Source organism: Vibrio sp. L5-1, assembly GCF_021728315.1.
Classification (GTDB): domain Bacteria; phylum Pseudomonadota; class Gammaproteobacteria; order Enterobacterales; family Vibrionaceae; genus Vibrio; species Vibrio splendidus_K.
Window position 1 is genome coordinate 12,922 of record NZ_JAKKCQ010000013.1, and the last position, 15,978, is coordinate 28,899.

Below are 15,978 nucleotides of genomic sequence, written 5' to 3' on the forward strand. Positions count from 1 at the left end.
GATGTCACAAGTTAAACTATTAAACCGCACCTCTTTCGCAGGGCTAGTTGCAATATTAGTCGGGAATGGCATTGGACGCTTTGCCTACATAGCCTTAATGCCTGTGCTCATTCAAAACCGTTGGTTCTCAAGCGAAGATGCCTCCATTCTTGGCGCTGCAACGCTCATTGGTTATATCTTAGGGCCCCCTGCTTCAAGTTTTTTACAGACATATTACTCAATAGCTACACTCATACGTGCCTCTCTGTTATTAAGTAGCTTTAGTTACCTTGGCTGTGCTTTGAATTCTGCTCCCTTTGAATGGTTTTTGACATTGAGAACCATCGCTGGAATATCGGGAGCTGTTCTTATGGTACTCGTCCCACCAATGATCGTTCGCCTTCACCCCCAAGATATGAAAGCAAGAATCAGTGGCGTAGTGTTTTCAGGAATTGGTTTGGGTGCGATGATTTCAGGCACGTTCACACCTCTACTTATCTCTCAAAGTGTCGAAAGCGCATGGCTTGGTATAGGAGCGATCGCTTTCCTCGCGACTGTCTTAACATGGAACACATGGTCTCTCGAGGTTAAACCAAATCACGGCGCTCAAAGTCCCTCTAGATTGAGTGCCTTATCTAAATATGAGCGTGTAAGTATTAGCTGTGTACTTTTAGCTTATGCCTTTAACGCCATTGGTTACCTACCGCATTCTCTCTTTTGGGTCGATTATCTTGTTCGTGAGCTAGGAATGAGTTTCGCGAGCGGGGGTTTTTATTGGGCAGTCTTTGGTATAGGAGCTGCGGTTGGACCAATCGTGACCGGTATATTAGGTGATAAGTTCGGACTTAAAAAAGCACTATTGGTGGCTTTTTCGTGTAAAGCTATAGGGGTAGCACTTCCCTTGCTAAATACCAATATGATTGCACTTTTTGCTTCATCTCTACTCGTTGGTATGTTTACCCCTGGCACCGTAACACTCGTATCAACTTACACCTTAGAAATTGTTGGGACACAACTCCATACGAAATTTTGGGGGGCAATGACAATGGCCTTTGCTATATCGCAAGGCGTAGGTGCCGTTGTGATGGCTCATTATGCCCCACAACTCAACAGCTATAACGCCCTATTTATAATCAGTGCGAGCGCACTCATTTTATCGATAGTCTGCATTACATTTACATCAACCAAAAAGTAACCATAACACTGCTCAAACGATCAGTTAAAAAAGAAATCGATCATGAAACTCTCCCCCATTTTTTTCTAGAGTTGGACGACCTTGGTATTATACGTCAGACGTAATAACTTTTATCGCTCTCAGTCTTCTATCACAGCAGACGGCAAAGCGTACGCTCCTTTCTGTATCACCTTTTCGGCATAATCAAAGCCAACCCTAAATCGAAAAACCCCAACTGGGTTAATCGACTTGGCTCCCAGTTTAGAGAAAGCTTTCCCAGCTTTGGTTCGAAAAGAAGAAGTCTGTGGATTGGTGGTGATACTGACCCGATTGTGACTGATGTCTTCCTCTGGAATAGAACCGGGTGCCTCTCCCACCAAGTAGTGAGCTCGCCCATCTTCGCTGTATTGGACTCGCCCTGAAGGAGCCTCTGTCGCGGTTCTCCTGCGGATCTTATCACCGCTTGTCGCGTATCGATATTCGAGCGATACTGGTAAGGTGATATTACCGTCGGCTTCAAAGAACATAGTCGGGCGCTTGTCCAATCCCTGAAAAGCCGTCTCTACCGCTTCGGTGATATCTGACAGAGCATGACACAGCGTCACCGGGTCTCTTTCGGCTATCACTCCCACCACAAAACCTACAGCGCATCCTGCCACTGAAGATACGATATCTCCGGCCAACCAAGCCGCAAAATCTTCCTTATCCTTGGTCGCAATTTCAACAACATAACTCCCAGAGGCGGGGGTCGCTTTTAATGATATCTCCGGTTTGAAAGTAGTGCCCGGCGTCTTACCTCTCATCACTTTTTGCGTTTTCCACAAATTCAGTCTTGCTACCAGGCTGCCGGTAAATTTTTTGTAATAGATATCGTGTGAGCCCATGTAGCGCCAGTCGGTACTGTTGACCGACGTGAGCTGAAATGGCAGCTTACCGCCATGCTTTCTCACCAGCATTGGCAGAATATCAAAGCCAGCTTGTGATGCCTTCGCGTCTTTAAATTGTGGCATACTCCCGCTGACCACCTTTAATGCATCTCGGAAAGCAACCGACATCCACATCGTTGGCATATTACAGTCAGTGTCTGTATCGGTTTTGCAGTAGCCGTTAGCCGATTTTTTCCACGGATTGCCTTTCAGTGCTGGGCTTGGGGCATTGATAATCACTTCCAGCTCAAATACATCAACCAATCCCCTGAGATCCTGACTAGACACATCCAGCCCTAAGCGCAACAGCCAGGAAAATTTGCCATTACCACCAATGTGCTCATTGACGGTGTAGTAGTCCGGCCAGCCCTCCAACGTCGCAAAGCTGTTATCAGCAAATTGTATTGTTTGTTTGTCGACATTAGGATGCTGAGGTAAGTCAGCCAGCAAGGACGGCAACGCAGCGGTATGGAGCGATGGGTCAATCAGAACCGCATCCCTAAAACGCGCGCCAGCATCTCCCGGTGATTGGCACTGACTGACGTTAACCTCAAAAATTTTACAACGCCACCAATTGACCAAATGACCCAATTCTTCGAAATAAAATTTATAAAAATCCGCACTGTTGCGTGATACCAGATCAGAATTCATAACGATCATCGCGTGTTGATCGGTAAAGACCAGACCGGCAGGACGCTTTCCTATGGCTGTAGAATCCACCCAATAGGGTTGGCGCTGCTGATAGTACGCTGGGTCAGCAATGACTTTATACAATTCGTTGGTGACCTGATCGCGTGTCCATGATGTATAAGCAGGGTTGGATTTAGCCACATCTTCATATCCTGTTCCAAAAGAATGATTGAAAATGTTCGCCAGTTTTGTGGCGAAGAGGCTGCCGCCACTCGCATACTCAATCTCAGTCAGAGAATTCGAATCAAAGACCGTCGGGGCGGCTAAGAACGAAGCGAAGTTGCTATTCTGAGGCGTAAACTTTTGCTGGACATTGATTTCCTGCTCACTATCGCCTTGCCAGAAGTCATAGTTAATACGTTGAGCTTGAGAACGCCAGTCAACCAGATTTTGATAGTCAGACTGGATAAGGTTTACTTCACCCGGTTTATCTCGCCACAGGCCCGCTTGACGAATGCTCTCAATCACCTCATCGCCTAAATCATTGATGGCATCGGACACGACGTCTTGTAAACCTTCGCCAATAGTTGAGTCATTACTTAAATCAGTCAGCACGTCGGTCAGAAACTTTATTTCCTTTTGGTTTAACGTCCCTGGTTCAGTGGTGAGCTCGACCACCCCTTCGACTGCTTCTCCCACTGGACCCGCTAACCCCAATAACATGCGTCTGAGATTTTTCGCAGAAGGGTGGCGAGCATAATCGACAATGTGTTTGATTTCTGGGCCAACTAGTGGCAGATCTTCAATCGTCTTCAACAGAACATGCTCCGGGCTGGCATCATTAAGGTACTTCGTCATTGCAGCCTGATAATCCGTTTTGGCTTGTTGCGCGCTTTTATCGTAGCCCGCTTTAAGTGTTTTAAGGTCATCTAAGGTCTTACTTTCTTCCAGAAGTAGACCCGCAAAATGGGTTCCATCATTCTGAGCCCATGTTTCATGTAATTTATGCCAACGGCTCCCACGCGCCAGTTGCACTTTTTCCCGGGATGATTCTAGAGTCGCTTCATACTCTTGATTGAGAGCGTCAAGTGCATCTCGTAAATCATTATACTCATCGGAAGTGACGCCACATGCTACCGCCATCCACCATACCCACGCCCACGCACATTGCTCCCTCTTATCACGTTTTTTACTGGCGACACGTTCTTGTAAGGACGAGATGCGCGGTAGGTAAATGTCTTTAATCCTTTTCGCTTCATAGGCTTCCATCGTCGTGAAAAGGGTCTCCATATTGCTCAATGTAGCGTCGATGTTGGCTTGCACTGTCTGGTGGCGGAATGTTTGTCCCAATGAGGTCGCTTTGGCACACCAGTGCCCGGGTATATCGATTAAGGTTTGATTGCAAGTGACGGGCCGAGCACGACGGACAATGTCTGGATAGTCATTAATATTACGTCCTTCCTCAAACCACTCGCCGCCAAGGAAGGTCCAGATTTTCCTATCTCCAGTCGAAAGTCGATGGACTTTCCCGTTGGGTAAATAGACTGTCACTGGTGACTCCGTCAAGCTAACATCCACAATGACGCGCTTGCCTTGTTCGATAGGTGAACGATGTGTGTAAGTCTCACCCGCACTTGTTCCTGGTGGGATGAACAGGGCTTGCCCGTTAGATGCTAAAGCCTGTATATAAGCTTGTGAATTATTTGATACGGAATAGGTCATAGTCTGTTCGAAGGCTTCGGGTAGCACTAGACTCGCTAAGGTTCCTGTCCCTTGAAGATTCCCATCGAATTTAAGAATTAATTGATTGATGTTGCTAAGATATCCCGCAATCCGATTGGCATTGGTTCCCATGTTTTGCAAAATGAAAGGATTAGTAATCTCGTGCTGCTGGGTGTAATCAAGCTGAGTGACACAGAGTTCTCCATCTATAGAGTAACATTGGGGCTCCCCTTGCAAGCTATCCGAATACCACGAATTGAGCTCCGATGAATTGCCTGCAAACCATTTAAACTCGCTGTTTTTGGCCAAATGGCATGAGTCATCCAGGCTTTCATAGCCAGTGAAACCTAAGACGTTTTCATGGTTTTGCACTGCTGGGCGAGTAACAAAACCGTTATGGCTCCCACACTCAAGAATGGTCAGACGATCGTAATTTAGCTCGTGCGTTGGCACATCAATGATCGTTGTCCCATCGTAGGTCAATAAACCAATCCGTTTTGAGGTCGGCATAACTGCATACAAAAAACCCTCGCCAGCCTGACTAAGTGCTCTTTTTATTTTTAACTGAGGAAAATTTTCAGAAAAATCGTCACTTGGAGGGGCACTGTCTAACCGGGGATAGTTAAATCTGAGGCCATCAATAAGCCAGCCATTAGACCAGAATGAGATACTAATTAAATCTGGTTGAATCTCGTGTTCACTTTTGACAATGTTGGACGAAAAATCAGAACTGCCAAAGGATTTTTTATCTCCGTTGTTATAATGAAATTCGATTTTTACTATCGATGGTTCATCAGCACTTCCCCAATAAAAGTTGCCGCTATATATGACCATTTTATTTAAACCAGCGGTATCTAAGGACGAAATGATGCCGCCCTCACCACCGATCTGATAGATTTTTTCTTCAGAGTCATAAGTGTAAACAAATCCATCAATCGCGGCCCCGTGACGAATTGACAACTCATTGAGCTTACTCATCTCAACATTGACTGCGTATTTGGCATCAGTTCTGCCAAATTCATAGTGAAAAAACCTTTCGTTCGGAGGCTGAAACGCTGAAGAAATAGTGCTGAATACCAAAAAAAATATCCCAAGAAACGTCTTTGTTCCTAAGAGAAATCTGCGTTCAATAACCATATGTCCCTCCAGCTTCCCCGTAGGGCGAATAACATAACTTTATTGATAATGAAATTAGAATAGCGAACAAATAAAGAGACATAATTTATACATAATTATGTCTCTTTATCATAAATCTTAGTTTTCTCGTAAGCGTCTTCAAATCATTGAATTCCTAATATCGACACAGATATCGCCAAATAAGGCGGCATCTATCATTCTGAGTGGTATTCGGTGAGACGGACTATTTCTTCGATTTGAAGGCGCATTATTGGTCAAGCGGCTGCAATTCTTACCGGAAGGGAGCGAGGTAGTAAGCGATAACCCAACCTATAAAACATGGGAAATCAGCAAAAAAGATTTAGAATATAAAGATTTCCAAGAAAACAGCACTTCCTCATAGCTTCTGCAGAGAGAAAGTACTGTTATAGTAATCAATTATAAACAACCTACTCTCGTAGGTTTGATGCTAGGATGAATAACAGTCCCATTAGTATGAGCTAAATATATTCGTTCATTTTCTAGAACGCATACAAATTCTGATGATGGTTCAACTTGGCTTCTACAAGAAGACGGGTATTTTATCATCAATGGAGAATGTACAATCAGCGGCACTGCAACGAAATCTAATTTTTACTATAACGTTGTTAATGCTGAAGCAACAGGTTGTACTGATTTAGCTAAAAATGGTACTAATTATAATGGGGTTGTAGTTGCCTTCAATTATAAAGGTCAAAGATACCTCAATGGTCTGTTCAAGAATAGTTCAGGAATTCTGCAAGCAAATGTAACCTCAAGCTAAATTTTCTCCAATATACGAATGTAGTTGTCAGGTGAGGAGTTAAACAACTACATTCACTGCGTATCGGAACCTTTTACTTGATTATCGTCACAAAAACTAATTAAATAATAAATTATTCACATCTTGCCAAGTATCGAGCTGCCATTTTCATCAAAATGAGCGACTTCCACGCTTGATAAAAAACCTTTAGAAGTTTCAGTGACCCTGATGTAATCGTAGAACTTCACCTGTGTCCGGCTCTCTCTTCACTGATTTGTATAAAAACTCATTAAATCGTGCCGAAACCAAGCAATTACTCTATATTTATTTTTTATAAAAAATAGAATAATGTCTCTTGATTAGTACCTATATATGTATTAATTTAAATATTATTGTCACACGAAGAAAGGAGATTAAAATGATGAAACTTAGCCCTTTTTACTTCTTTATCTCCCCGAGAATGTCTTGGTATATCCTTGATCCATCAATAAAAAACAACTCAGAAACCTCTAATAACTAATTGGAGTGTAAGTATTTAGCATTATAATCTATGGTTATTTAGCCTACATTTATGCCAAATAAATTATAATCTACATTCATCTCCTTGTTGATAACTTGAAATCATCATCAAAAGACGGGGGGAACTAACTTCGAATTTCACTGATGATGTCATATTAGATGGTAAAGTTATGCTACGACCAAAACTTGAAAACTTAAACGCCTCTATTGGAAACTGTTTATTACAACGTAATGAATCAGGCGCAGAATTAATTCTTAGTAATAAAAAATCATTTTCTATCACAGCACCTGAGAGTTGTATACTTGAGACTCTCATTAAGAATGATAAGCTCATCTCTACCAAAGAAGAGTTGGTCATTTCCGCTTGGGGGAGCCCGGATATCATTGGTTCCAACTCTTTACCAGTTGCGATTACTAATCTAAGAAAAGTCTTAAAACTTGATAATATCAAAATCGTTAATATTCCAAGAAAAGGTTACAAACTTAATATCCCTGAATCTGAAGCTTCGCTAGACTTACCTAAACAGATAAAATTAAATCACTACCCTAAATACGCATTTTGGAGTATTTATTCAACGATCTTAATTACAATAATAATAGGTGGTTATTTCTCTTTCTGGCATGAATTTGAGATTGTCAATGTAAATGTCAATAATCAATCTAGTCAAATATGTTTAACTAAAAAAGATGAACTAGAATTAATCTTAACATCTTCTGAAAAACAAGTCGCTTTTACCGCAGCCTCTCAGACGGTTCCATAATCTCTCGTCATTTATAATTATGCTAAAGAGTACAACATATAATCACTGGCTCTAGTGTACGATTTATTTAAGGTAATTAAGTAAATCGTACAACCCTTTATCACTCTCTAACAACAAGGTAAAAAATTTTTCAAAATAATTTTATAGTTAATGACACCTATATACTAAGGCACAGTCCTACTCTCTTAAAATAAAATGGCCATTCACCTCAAGCTTTGCCTCTCCGACTTCCTTGGAATTAATTATCAATAATTAATTTAAAACGTTATAACATAACAATTAATGTGAGTTGTGTTTTATTAATTAGAGATAATATCAATGAAATGTAGTTGTAGTTATCACTTGAACTTGAAATACCTCAGCATTGCAATTTTGGCTTTGAGCTGTATTACCAAGGCTTTTGCTTCGATTCACGTCAAGGACGTACTCGGAAGGGAGATAGATTTGGAAAAACCAGCAAGCAATATTTTCCTAGGGTTTTATTTTGAAGACTATCTGGCCATCGTGGGACCAGATGCGTACAAAAAAGTGGCTATTTTCCCAAAAAATTCTTGGAAAGATTACCGTCAATCTCAATGGGCAACATATAAAAAAATCATTCCAGAGTTAGAAACGATTATCGATTCAGGCTCTCTTTACACTGGTACTTTTGATTTCGAGAAGCTCTTATTAACTAAGCCAGATGTTGCGCTTATTGCGGCATGGCAATATGAGGCTCTTGATGAAAAAGTTGAAATCCTTGAAAAGAGTGGCATCAAAGTTGTAGTTGTGGACTTCAACGCTCAAACGCTTGAAAACCACGTTGCTAGTGCACGTATTATAGGTCAAGTAATGGGCGCAGAAGAGCGCGCAGAGACTATTGCAACAGAATACGAAAGCGCCATTAACCTGGTAAAACAACGTGTTATGAAACATCTGGAAAACAAAAAAGTACGCAGTGTGTATGTTGAAGCGGGTACAGGTGGGCCGAGTGAATACGGTAAATCTTACTCAACGACAATGTGGGGCAACCTTTTGAACATGGCGGGTGCCGATAATATCGCCAGTGGGATGTTTGAAGGTTCTGCTCAGCTAACGCCCGAATATGTTTTGAGTCAAGATCCAGAGGTAATCTTTATATCCGGAGCCCACTGGGCTAAGCATAGCGACAGCGCACTGCTTGGCTTCGACAGCACAATGGAAGAAGTGCAGGCTAGATACCGCCCATACCTAAACCGTCCTGGATGGAAACAACTCACTGCGGTTCAAAATGGTGACGTTTACGGTATGTACCACTCAGGAACTCGTACTATTTACGATCACGTCTTCTTATTATACCTAGCGAAGTCGATTTACCCAGAAGCATTTAAAGACATTGAACCTAAGACATTACACCAAAATTTTTTTAAGAACTACATGCCGCAAGCGCTCAAAGGCACTTTCATGATTCAGGTGGAAGTAAACCATGAATAAAAGCATTAAAATGACGTCTAACCTTAATTCCAGCGGCGGTATTTATCAACGAATGCAGAAGCAGCGGAGTAAGATTTTGCTGGTCACCTTTCTGGCGATGAGCCTTTCCGCTTTGTTTGATATTGGTACTGGATCATCGTGGCTCGGTGTTGAGCAAGTTCTTGAAGCTCTCCTTGGTGGCCCCTCTGGTGACAACTTATCAACACTCATCGTCTGGCAACTTCGGCTCCCCATCACTCTCACCTGTATCATGGTTGGTGCCTCACTCGGCCTCGCTGGCGGCCTGATGCAAACCCTGCTAGCCAACCCCCTAGCAAGCCCCTATACCCTTGGCATCTCCGCCGCTGCTGGATTCGGTGCTGCCATGGCTTTATTAACCGGTTTTTCAGTGTTTGGTTTGCATTGGTTAGGCGTGCCGTTTGCCGCGTTTTTGACGTCTGGATTAGCGAGCCTAGCGATCTACCTTATTGGTAAGAGTCGAAATATGGACACCAAAGTACTCATTTTATCGGGTATTGTCGTTCTGTTCTTTTTCCAAGCTCTCCAGTCATTAACCCAATATTTAGCGTCACCAGAGGTGCTACAACAAATTGTTTTTTGGTTATTTGGCAGTTTGTTGAAAGCGAGTTGGTTGTCCTTCTTTGTTTCAGGAGTCGTTTTCATGTTCAGTTTATTCTTTGCGCTGTCGAAAGTGTGGGCACTTACCGCCCTCACTTCGGGCGAAGATCGCGCACTGGCTTTGGGGATTAAGGCAAGCAAGTTAAGGCTACAGATGTTTCTGCTTTGCTCCTTATTAACTGCGGGCGCAGTGTCGTTTGTCGGAACCATTGGTTTCATTGGCTTAGTAGCCCCTCACCTCGCAAGAATATTAGTCGGCGAAGATCAGCGTTTCTACTTACCTTTGGCCGCATTGATGGGCGCGTTGCTTTTATGTACCTCGTCCCTTGTTGCTAAGTTGATCGTACCAGGCACTATCATTCCAATTGGTATCGTCACATCCTTGATAGGTGTCCCGATACTTCTTTATTTTCTAATAAGCAGGAGGTTTATCTAATGAAGTCACTTTCAATAGATAATCTCGCCGTCACCGTAGGAAGAAAACTCGTTTTGGAGAAGGTAGAAGCGCACTTTTGGGGCGGAGAATTTTCTGCTATTTTAGGCCCAAATGGTGCAGGAAAGACGACCTTACTCAAGGCCGTCATGGGCATTATTCCTTCTGATGGGAAGGTTAATTCCAGTGGAGGGGACGGAAAAAAGTTAGCACCTAGCGCCTTCTCGTACCTGTGTCAGCTCAACAAATCATCCTGTCAATTAACTGTTTTTGAGTTTGTGTTGCTTGGCTTTGTGCATCAGCTGGGCTGGAATGTCACATTTGAACAAGAACAAAAAGCAGAATCCATCCTTATCTATTTAGGTCTGATAAATCTCGCTCCAAGACAGTTTTCTCAGCTCAGTGGCGGTCAGCAACAGCTAGTTTCCTTGGCACAAGCGCTGGTTGCTGAGCCCGACGTCTTGCTTTTAGATGAACCAACAAGTGCCCTAGATCTTAGGCATCAAGTTCAAATTTTAGACCTTGTTCGTCAATATACACGAGCAAGAGGTATCATCACCATTGCAGTACTGCATGATCTCTCTCTTGCAGCTCGGTACTGCGACCACCTTCTTTTGCTTAGTGATGGCGTCGTACAACACAGTGGTAAACCACAAGACGTGCTCGATTCTGAAAGGCTCAGCCAGATATATCAGGTTCAGGTGAACGTAGGTTGTTGCGTACATGGGCATACTCACGTCACCCCAATTCGGATCCTTGACACTGATTAAAAGCGTAATTGGAATTTATTATGACAATGACTAACAGGCATTATCAATTATTACTCGCTATATCTACATTTGAATCTCAGATCCAAGCTCTGACGCACTACAGTCTTGAAAATTGTGAGTGTTTTGCCCTTTTGCAGGAGAAACTGGATGAATTATCTTCTTGGATTTTGCAAGAAAAACCTCAGGCCATTAGCAAAGAGTTGGAGGTTACCCCTGAGCATGACCGTCGAATTAAACAACTTCGTGAAACTACCATAAAAGCCTTGTGTATGTTGGAGAAGCATCAATCCCAATGTGCCAGAGAGCATCAGCTCAATCTCAGTGAATATTTATACCAACTGTCTGAAAACACCAAAATTGAACTAAAGAACGCAGGGATTGGAAACAACTCACGAGTGCTGTTTATCGGCTCTGGTTCGTATCCGATTTCTGCATTCACTATATCTCAGTTTACCGGTGCTGTAGTTCATGGCCTCGATATTGATGAGCAAGCAGTGACGATGGCGAATCAACTAGACTTATCTCACTTGTCGACCACTTTTAGCTGCAAAGATCTAATTACTGAGTTCGTCTCTTTTCGACCAACCCATGTCGTAATCGCATCTTTAGTAGAACACAAATGGGAACTACTTAAGCAACTTCAACCCCACCTTAACCGCTCTCACCGTATCTTAGTCCGGTTTGGCAACGGTTTGAAATCCGCATTCAATTACCCTTTTAACCCTAACCTCATTGAAGGATGGGGAACAAAACTGATCCCAAACGATACAGCTATATATGATACCGTTTTGATGGAGCGAGCAGAATGACGGCTTCATTAGGAAAAGTATTAATCGTAGGCACAGGTCCAGCCGCATTTCAGACAGCAAAAATCATTAAAAACCAGTGCGAACAATTAGGGTTAGTAAACCGCTCATCCGAGCGCTGGAAAGCCATGTTCGAAAGTTTACACAACGAAAGTATTGCACATGTTATTGCTGCAAAACCCTCTTTGGAGCCACTGGCTGGACAAGTGATATTTGATGCTATTTTTGAAGATTTACGAGCAGTAGGTGGAGAATGGGATACATTAGTTATAGTCACACCATCTCATGCTTATGCAGATGTTCTGGTAGCTTTACCCAAATCTTGTTTAAGCACTATAAAAATAGTGGTTCTCATTTCATCCTTATTTGGAGGGCACCAGCTTGTAAAAGGTTTTTTTGCAGAGCTGAGTTTAGCCCCTAATGTGCTAGTGTTTTCCAATTACTTTGCAGCCACTAAATTCATAACTGGACAAGCTGGGATTCGTGTCATTACAAAAGCAGTAAAAAAACGTATTTATGCATACTCCAGTCAAGCTGAATGTGCAGTCCTGAATCTGTTGGCTCAAACTTTAGCAGATGTCAGTGTCGCAGTTGTCGAGTTGGAAAATGGATTTAGCGTCGAGGGACGAAACATTACCTCTTTCGTTCACCCCGCATTTTTCATTACACCATTCTCGCTCAATCATATCTTAAGTGAGACGAGAGAAGTTAAGTACATGTACAAACTTTTCCCTGAGGGGCCGATCACAACCGAAACCATTCACACTTTGGTTGAACTATGGCGCGATATATCAAGATTGCTGCTGCACTTTAACGGAACACCATTTAATTTGTTACAATTTCTCAATGATGACAACTACCCTGTGCATCCAGAAACCATCCATCGTAGTCAAATTAAAAAATTCATGTCGCTCACACCAATAGAGCAGGAATATTTAGTTTACGTACGATATAGTGCGATTCTGATAGATCCTTTTTCTAAACCGGATACCAATGGATGCTACTTCGACTTCTCTGCCGTGCCCTACACCAAAGGCAAGGTAGAGGAAGGCGAATTGTATTTACCTCGAATACCCAGAGAAGATATACAGACTCTTTACTGGCTTCAAGTATTGGGTATAGAACATGGGATTGCATTACCGAGCATCAACCGTGTATTAGCCATGTTCGAATCTTGGTTAAGAGAGTCTCAACTCCCTAACCTCTTGATTGAAGAATGTCACACTCAAGCGCAAAAATACCTCAAGTGGGTACGCCGAGCAAACGAGCTTTAGAGAGAGACTCATGAGTAACGGTGTAACGTTAGCTATATTTTCTGCTTTTATTTTTAGTGTTATGAACGCACTTATTAAAGCGGCCAGCTTAACGATTCCTAGCTCTGAAATTGTCTTCTTTCGAAGCGCCATAGGAACGGTTCTGATTTCGTGGTTAATGTGGCAAACAAATATCAGGTTTTCTACCACGGGTATTCCATTGCTTCTGCTCCGAGGTCTGTTTGGGGCGTTTTATCTGCTGGCTTTTGTATACACCATTGCCCACATGCCTCTAACGGATGCCATCATTTTGGCTTACCTGTCCCCGTTCTTCGTTATATTGCTTTCCAGCCTGATTCTAGGCGAAAAGCTGCCTAGAAAAGCGGCGCTCCTTTTGCCTCTCGTTTTAGTCGGAGTCGCTTTAATTGTTGATCCTTTTAACTTTGACACGTTTAATCTCTACGCACTAGCAGGGATAGCAAGTGCTTTTTTCGCAGCGGCAGCCTCTATTACTATTCGCCACCTAAGCAAGACCCACCATATTTACGAGATTGTTTTCTACTTTCTTTTCACTGCTATGCTGGTATCAGGTTACTTAATGAAAGATGAGTTTGTGATACCACAGGGCCTTGCCTGGATTTATCTGATTGCCATTGGTGTTGTATCACTGATTGGGCAAGTTTTTTTAACAAAAGCATTCAGTCATGAAAATGCTGGAGTGGTTGCAGTCACCCGCTATATCGGTCTGGTCTTCAACTTACTTTGGGGGGTTATTTTTTGGCATGAGATTCCAGACTGGATGACGGCATTAGGCAGCATCACTATTGTATTCGCATGTATATACCTTTCTTTGAAGAAACAATAGCTCACTTAAGTAATTAATGGCTCCTTGTATATAAAACAAGCCCAAATAGATAAACCTTCGTGGTGGTTGATTTAACTGAGTTATCCCACGTAATGAGAAACTTACTGCAAACCTTATACTGTGACTTTATCAACATTAGCGGCAAAATTCAGTGCATCACTACACCTGAGCCAACAGAGTCCGAGTGACAAGGCGATTAAGAATATCCCTAGCTTTGACCCGATCTTAACTGCTTCGATTGTTAGTGAAGTTAGTTCTGGTGAAAACATTTCAGAATGGTCGGCAATTTTCGGCATGTTTTAGTCACTGATTGTGAGTACGACGTTAATCGCCTTTCAAGCCTATGTAATTGAAAAGGTACTTATTGAATACGCAACTGAGTACAATAGCTGATGAAAAACGATGAACTACCCTTACGACAATCTTATTACGTAACAAGTTCATTGAAACCGTGACTTTGAATAGACACTAAGGAGCGGAATACATCATGGCGCAGGTCGCACAGATGACCTAGAAATAGTTCGATATATGTTACAACTTGCTTTGCGCCCAGCCATACTGCATCTTCATCAATCTAAAAGGTCAGAGAACCACGGTTAATGAGTGATTAGTTATATTGAACCCAATCAGTTGTTTTTTTAAGAATTTTAGGAATAAGGCTACGAGAGAGTGTGAATGTAGATGAGCAGATCGAGGTTCTGAATTTAGTTTCAATAAATGACGCAACAAAACCAGTTTTAATGCGGGTAGTTAAGTGGCACGGTGTGCCACTTAAGTAATTAAGGTTAAACTCCCTCAAAAACGGGCAGTGCTTCGAACATAACTAATATATTGATCACAATGATGACCACACCGTAAATAAATACACCAACCAACACCAACTCTCCTCCCGGTACTTGGTAAGGCTTTGATTTTTTATGACCTTCTTCATTATCCTCAAAATTGTGAGAGGTTACTTGCAGCCTCGATTTCCTTGCTAACAAGGCCGGTACTATACATGCCCAAATTGCAGCGGCCGATGCAGCATAACCAATTGCAGCAAGAAAGCCGAAAGGAAAGAGAAGAGAGAAAATCAACGGCGGAATAAATGTGACCGCCCAAGTTTTGGTTCTGCCTTTCGAAGTGGCATCAAATTGGAATAAATCGGCTAAAAAATCGAATACCCCCAAGCCAACTCCTATAAAACTCGACAAAATAGCGGCCGCGGAAAAAGCGCTAATGACATTTGATAACGTCTCTTCTGCTAATACTGCTTTTAGGCTAATGAGTAAAGTATCTATATTGCCACCTTCGGCAATGATAGGTCCGAAACTTACTCTTGGTAAGTTCCCATAAATACTCATTAACCAAACGGTGTAAGTAAAAAGAGCGATGATCGTTCCACCTATGATGGCTTTTTGTGCGAGCCTTTCCTCACGGTAGTAATCTCGTAATGTTGAGACGCTATGGTGGTACCCAAACGCAGTCAAGGCAATGGGGAAAAAGACCCAAACGTATTGCGCATACTCAAATTTCAGATGAGCAGTATCAAGCAAAGTACTGAGATTAACATTAAACCAAAGGCCTACGGTGCCAAAGCTAAAGCTAATGATCATAAAAAGCATTAGCACAATCGAAATACGGTCGACCATTTTTGTTGAATGCCAAACTAGCCCGGAAAAGATAAAAACGAAAAGGATGGAGGCTAGTTGGGGGGCAATACCAAAATATTCATTCAAAATTAGTCCTGAAGAGGTGATATAGGCATACAGCAAGATCCCCCCAACAAAGTAAATCATTAGGTTATTAAAGAAATTAACCTCTTTACCTAACAAATCTTTCGTTATGGAAGAGAAAGATGACCGGTAAGGGTAATCTTTTAAAACTTCGAGCAATAAACAACCACTGGTTGTCATGATAATCATGGTGAAAACCAAAGCCATTAAAGCCCCGATGGTCCAGACTCCAGCCCCAGCGGCTGGGAGCCCAAGCATACCAGCACCAACGCAAATACATGCGACGATGCAAGCACCTCCAATAAGTGAAGGCGGCTTGGTTGTTATTGCTGGTTTTGCACTGTCCATAACCTGTTTTGTACTATCCATAAGTGGTTACCTTTCATTAGTCCGACATTGCTTTTATGTATGAACATCACCCCATCCGTTCTATCTAATTCTTCTGAAGGATGACTATT

At 42.4% G+C, this 15,978-nt stretch carries 10 protein-coding genes and 1 pseudogene; 9 read left to right on the forward strand and 2 right to left on the reverse strand.

Annotated features, from left to right (window positions below; genetic code table 11):
• The first annotated feature begins 1 nt into the window (after position 1).
• Entirely contained in the window at positions 2 to 1,174 is a 1,173-nt protein-coding gene (locus L3V35_RS23805) for a YbfB/YjiJ family MFS transporter (protein WP_237300746.1), read from the forward strand.
• A 119-nt stretch (positions 1,175 to 1,293) separates the two neighbouring features.
• Here L3V35_RS23805 and L3V35_RS23810 read toward each other — a convergent pair whose 3' ends face one another.
• Positions 1,294 to 5,568, reverse strand: coding sequence for a beta-prism lectin domain-containing protein (locus tag L3V35_RS23810; RefSeq protein ID WP_237300747.1), 4,275 nt, complete (start codon positions 5,566 to 5,568; stop codon positions 1,294 to 1,296).
• A 1,449-nt stretch (positions 5,569 to 7,017) separates the two neighbouring features.
• Between L3V35_RS23810 and L3V35_RS23815 the strand changes: the two genes are divergently transcribed.
• The 8 genes and pseudogenes from L3V35_RS23815 to L3V35_RS23850 form a co-directional block, all read left to right on the forward strand.
• Positions 7,018 to 7,608: a winged helix-turn-helix domain-containing protein gene (locus L3V35_RS23815; RefSeq protein ID WP_237300748.1), complete on the forward strand. Its 591-nt coding sequence runs from the start codon at positions 7,018 to 7,020 to the stop codon at positions 7,606 to 7,608.
• A gap of 444 nt (positions 7,609 to 8,052) precedes the next feature.
• Positions 8,053 to 9,060, forward strand: coding sequence for an ABC transporter substrate-binding protein (locus L3V35_RS23820; protein ID WP_237300749.1), 1,008 nt, complete (start codon positions 8,053 to 8,055; stop codon positions 9,058 to 9,060).
• On the forward strand, positions 9,053 to 10,114 hold the full coding sequence (locus tag L3V35_RS23825) for an iron ABC transporter permease (protein WP_237300750.1): 1,062 nt from the start codon (positions 9,053 to 9,055) through the stop codon (positions 10,112 to 10,114). The genes L3V35_RS23820 and L3V35_RS23825 overlap by 8 nt, the downstream gene beginning before the upstream one ends.
• Positions 10,114 to 10,881 carry an ABC transporter ATP-binding protein gene (locus L3V35_RS23830; RefSeq protein ID WP_237300751.1) on the forward strand — a complete coding sequence of 256 codons (768 nt, stop codon included), beginning with the start codon at positions 10,114 to 10,116 and terminating at the stop codon, positions 10,879 to 10,881. Before L3V35_RS23825 ends, L3V35_RS23830 begins: the two co-directional genes overlap by 1 nt.
• 20 nt (positions 10,882 to 10,901) lie before the next feature.
• Positions 10,902 to 11,690 (forward strand): nicotianamine synthase family protein, encoded by a 789-nt coding sequence (locus L3V35_RS23835; RefSeq protein WP_237300752.1) that lies wholly within the window; start codon positions 10,902 to 10,904, stop codon positions 11,688 to 11,690.
• Positions 11,687 to 12,961 carry an opine metallophore biosynthesis dehydrogenase gene (locus tag L3V35_RS23840; protein ID WP_237300753.1) on the forward strand — a complete coding sequence of 425 codons (1,275 nt, stop codon included), beginning with the start codon at positions 11,687 to 11,689 and terminating at the stop codon, positions 12,959 to 12,961. The genes L3V35_RS23835 and L3V35_RS23840 overlap by 4 nt, the downstream gene beginning before the upstream one ends.
• A 10-nt stretch (positions 12,962 to 12,971) precedes the next feature.
• Positions 12,972 to 13,805 (forward strand): DMT family transporter, encoded by an 834-nt coding sequence (locus L3V35_RS23845; RefSeq protein WP_237300754.1) that lies wholly within the window; start codon positions 12,972 to 12,974, stop codon positions 13,803 to 13,805.
• Positions 13,806 to 13,882: 77 nt separating this feature from the next.
• Positions 13,883 to 14,100: pseudogene (locus L3V35_RS23850) on the forward strand (IS110 family transposase); the annotation flags it as partial.
• 490 nt (positions 14,101 to 14,590) lie between these two features.
• Here the strand turns inward: L3V35_RS23850 and L3V35_RS23855 are convergent.
• Positions 14,591 to 15,889, reverse strand: coding sequence for an aromatic amino acid transporter (locus L3V35_RS23855; protein ID WP_237300755.1), 1,299 nt, complete (start codon positions 15,887 to 15,889; stop codon positions 14,591 to 14,593).
• Positions 15,890 to 15,978: the final 89 nt, after the last annotated feature.

Bases quoted from the DNA above. Each gene is read 5' to 3' on its own strand.
- L3V35_RS23810 (WP_237300747.1), bottom strand. From the start codon at position 5,568: ATGGTTATTGAACGCAGATTTCTCTTAGGAACAAAGACGTTTCTTGGG.
- L3V35_RS23855 (WP_237300755.1), bottom strand. From the start codon at position 15,889: ATGGATAGTACAAAACAGGTTATGGACAGTGCAAAACCAGCAATAACA.
- L3V35_RS23830 (WP_237300751.1), top strand. From the start codon at position 10,114: ATGAAGTCACTTTCAATAGATAATCTCGCCGTCACCGTAGGAAGAAAA.
- L3V35_RS23805 (WP_237300746.1), top strand. From the start codon at position 2: ATGTCACAAGTTAAACTATTAAACCGCACCTCTTTCGCAGGGCTAGTT.
- L3V35_RS23845 (WP_237300754.1), top strand. From the start codon at position 12,972: ATGAGTAACGGTGTAACGTTAGCTATATTTTCTGCTTTTATTTTTAGT.
- L3V35_RS23835 (WP_237300752.1), top strand. From the start codon at position 10,902: ATGACAATGACTAACAGGCATTATCAATTATTACTCGCTATATCTACA.
- L3V35_RS23840 (WP_237300753.1), top strand. From the start codon at position 11,687: ATGACGGCTTCATTAGGAAAAGTATTAATCGTAGGCACAGGTCCAGCC.
- L3V35_RS23815 (WP_237300748.1), top strand. From the start codon at position 7,018: ATGCTACGACCAAAACTTGAAAACTTAAACGCCTCTATTGGAAACTGT.
- L3V35_RS23825 (WP_237300750.1), top strand. From the start codon at position 9,053: ATGAATAAAAGCATTAAAATGACGTCTAACCTTAATTCCAGCGGCGGT.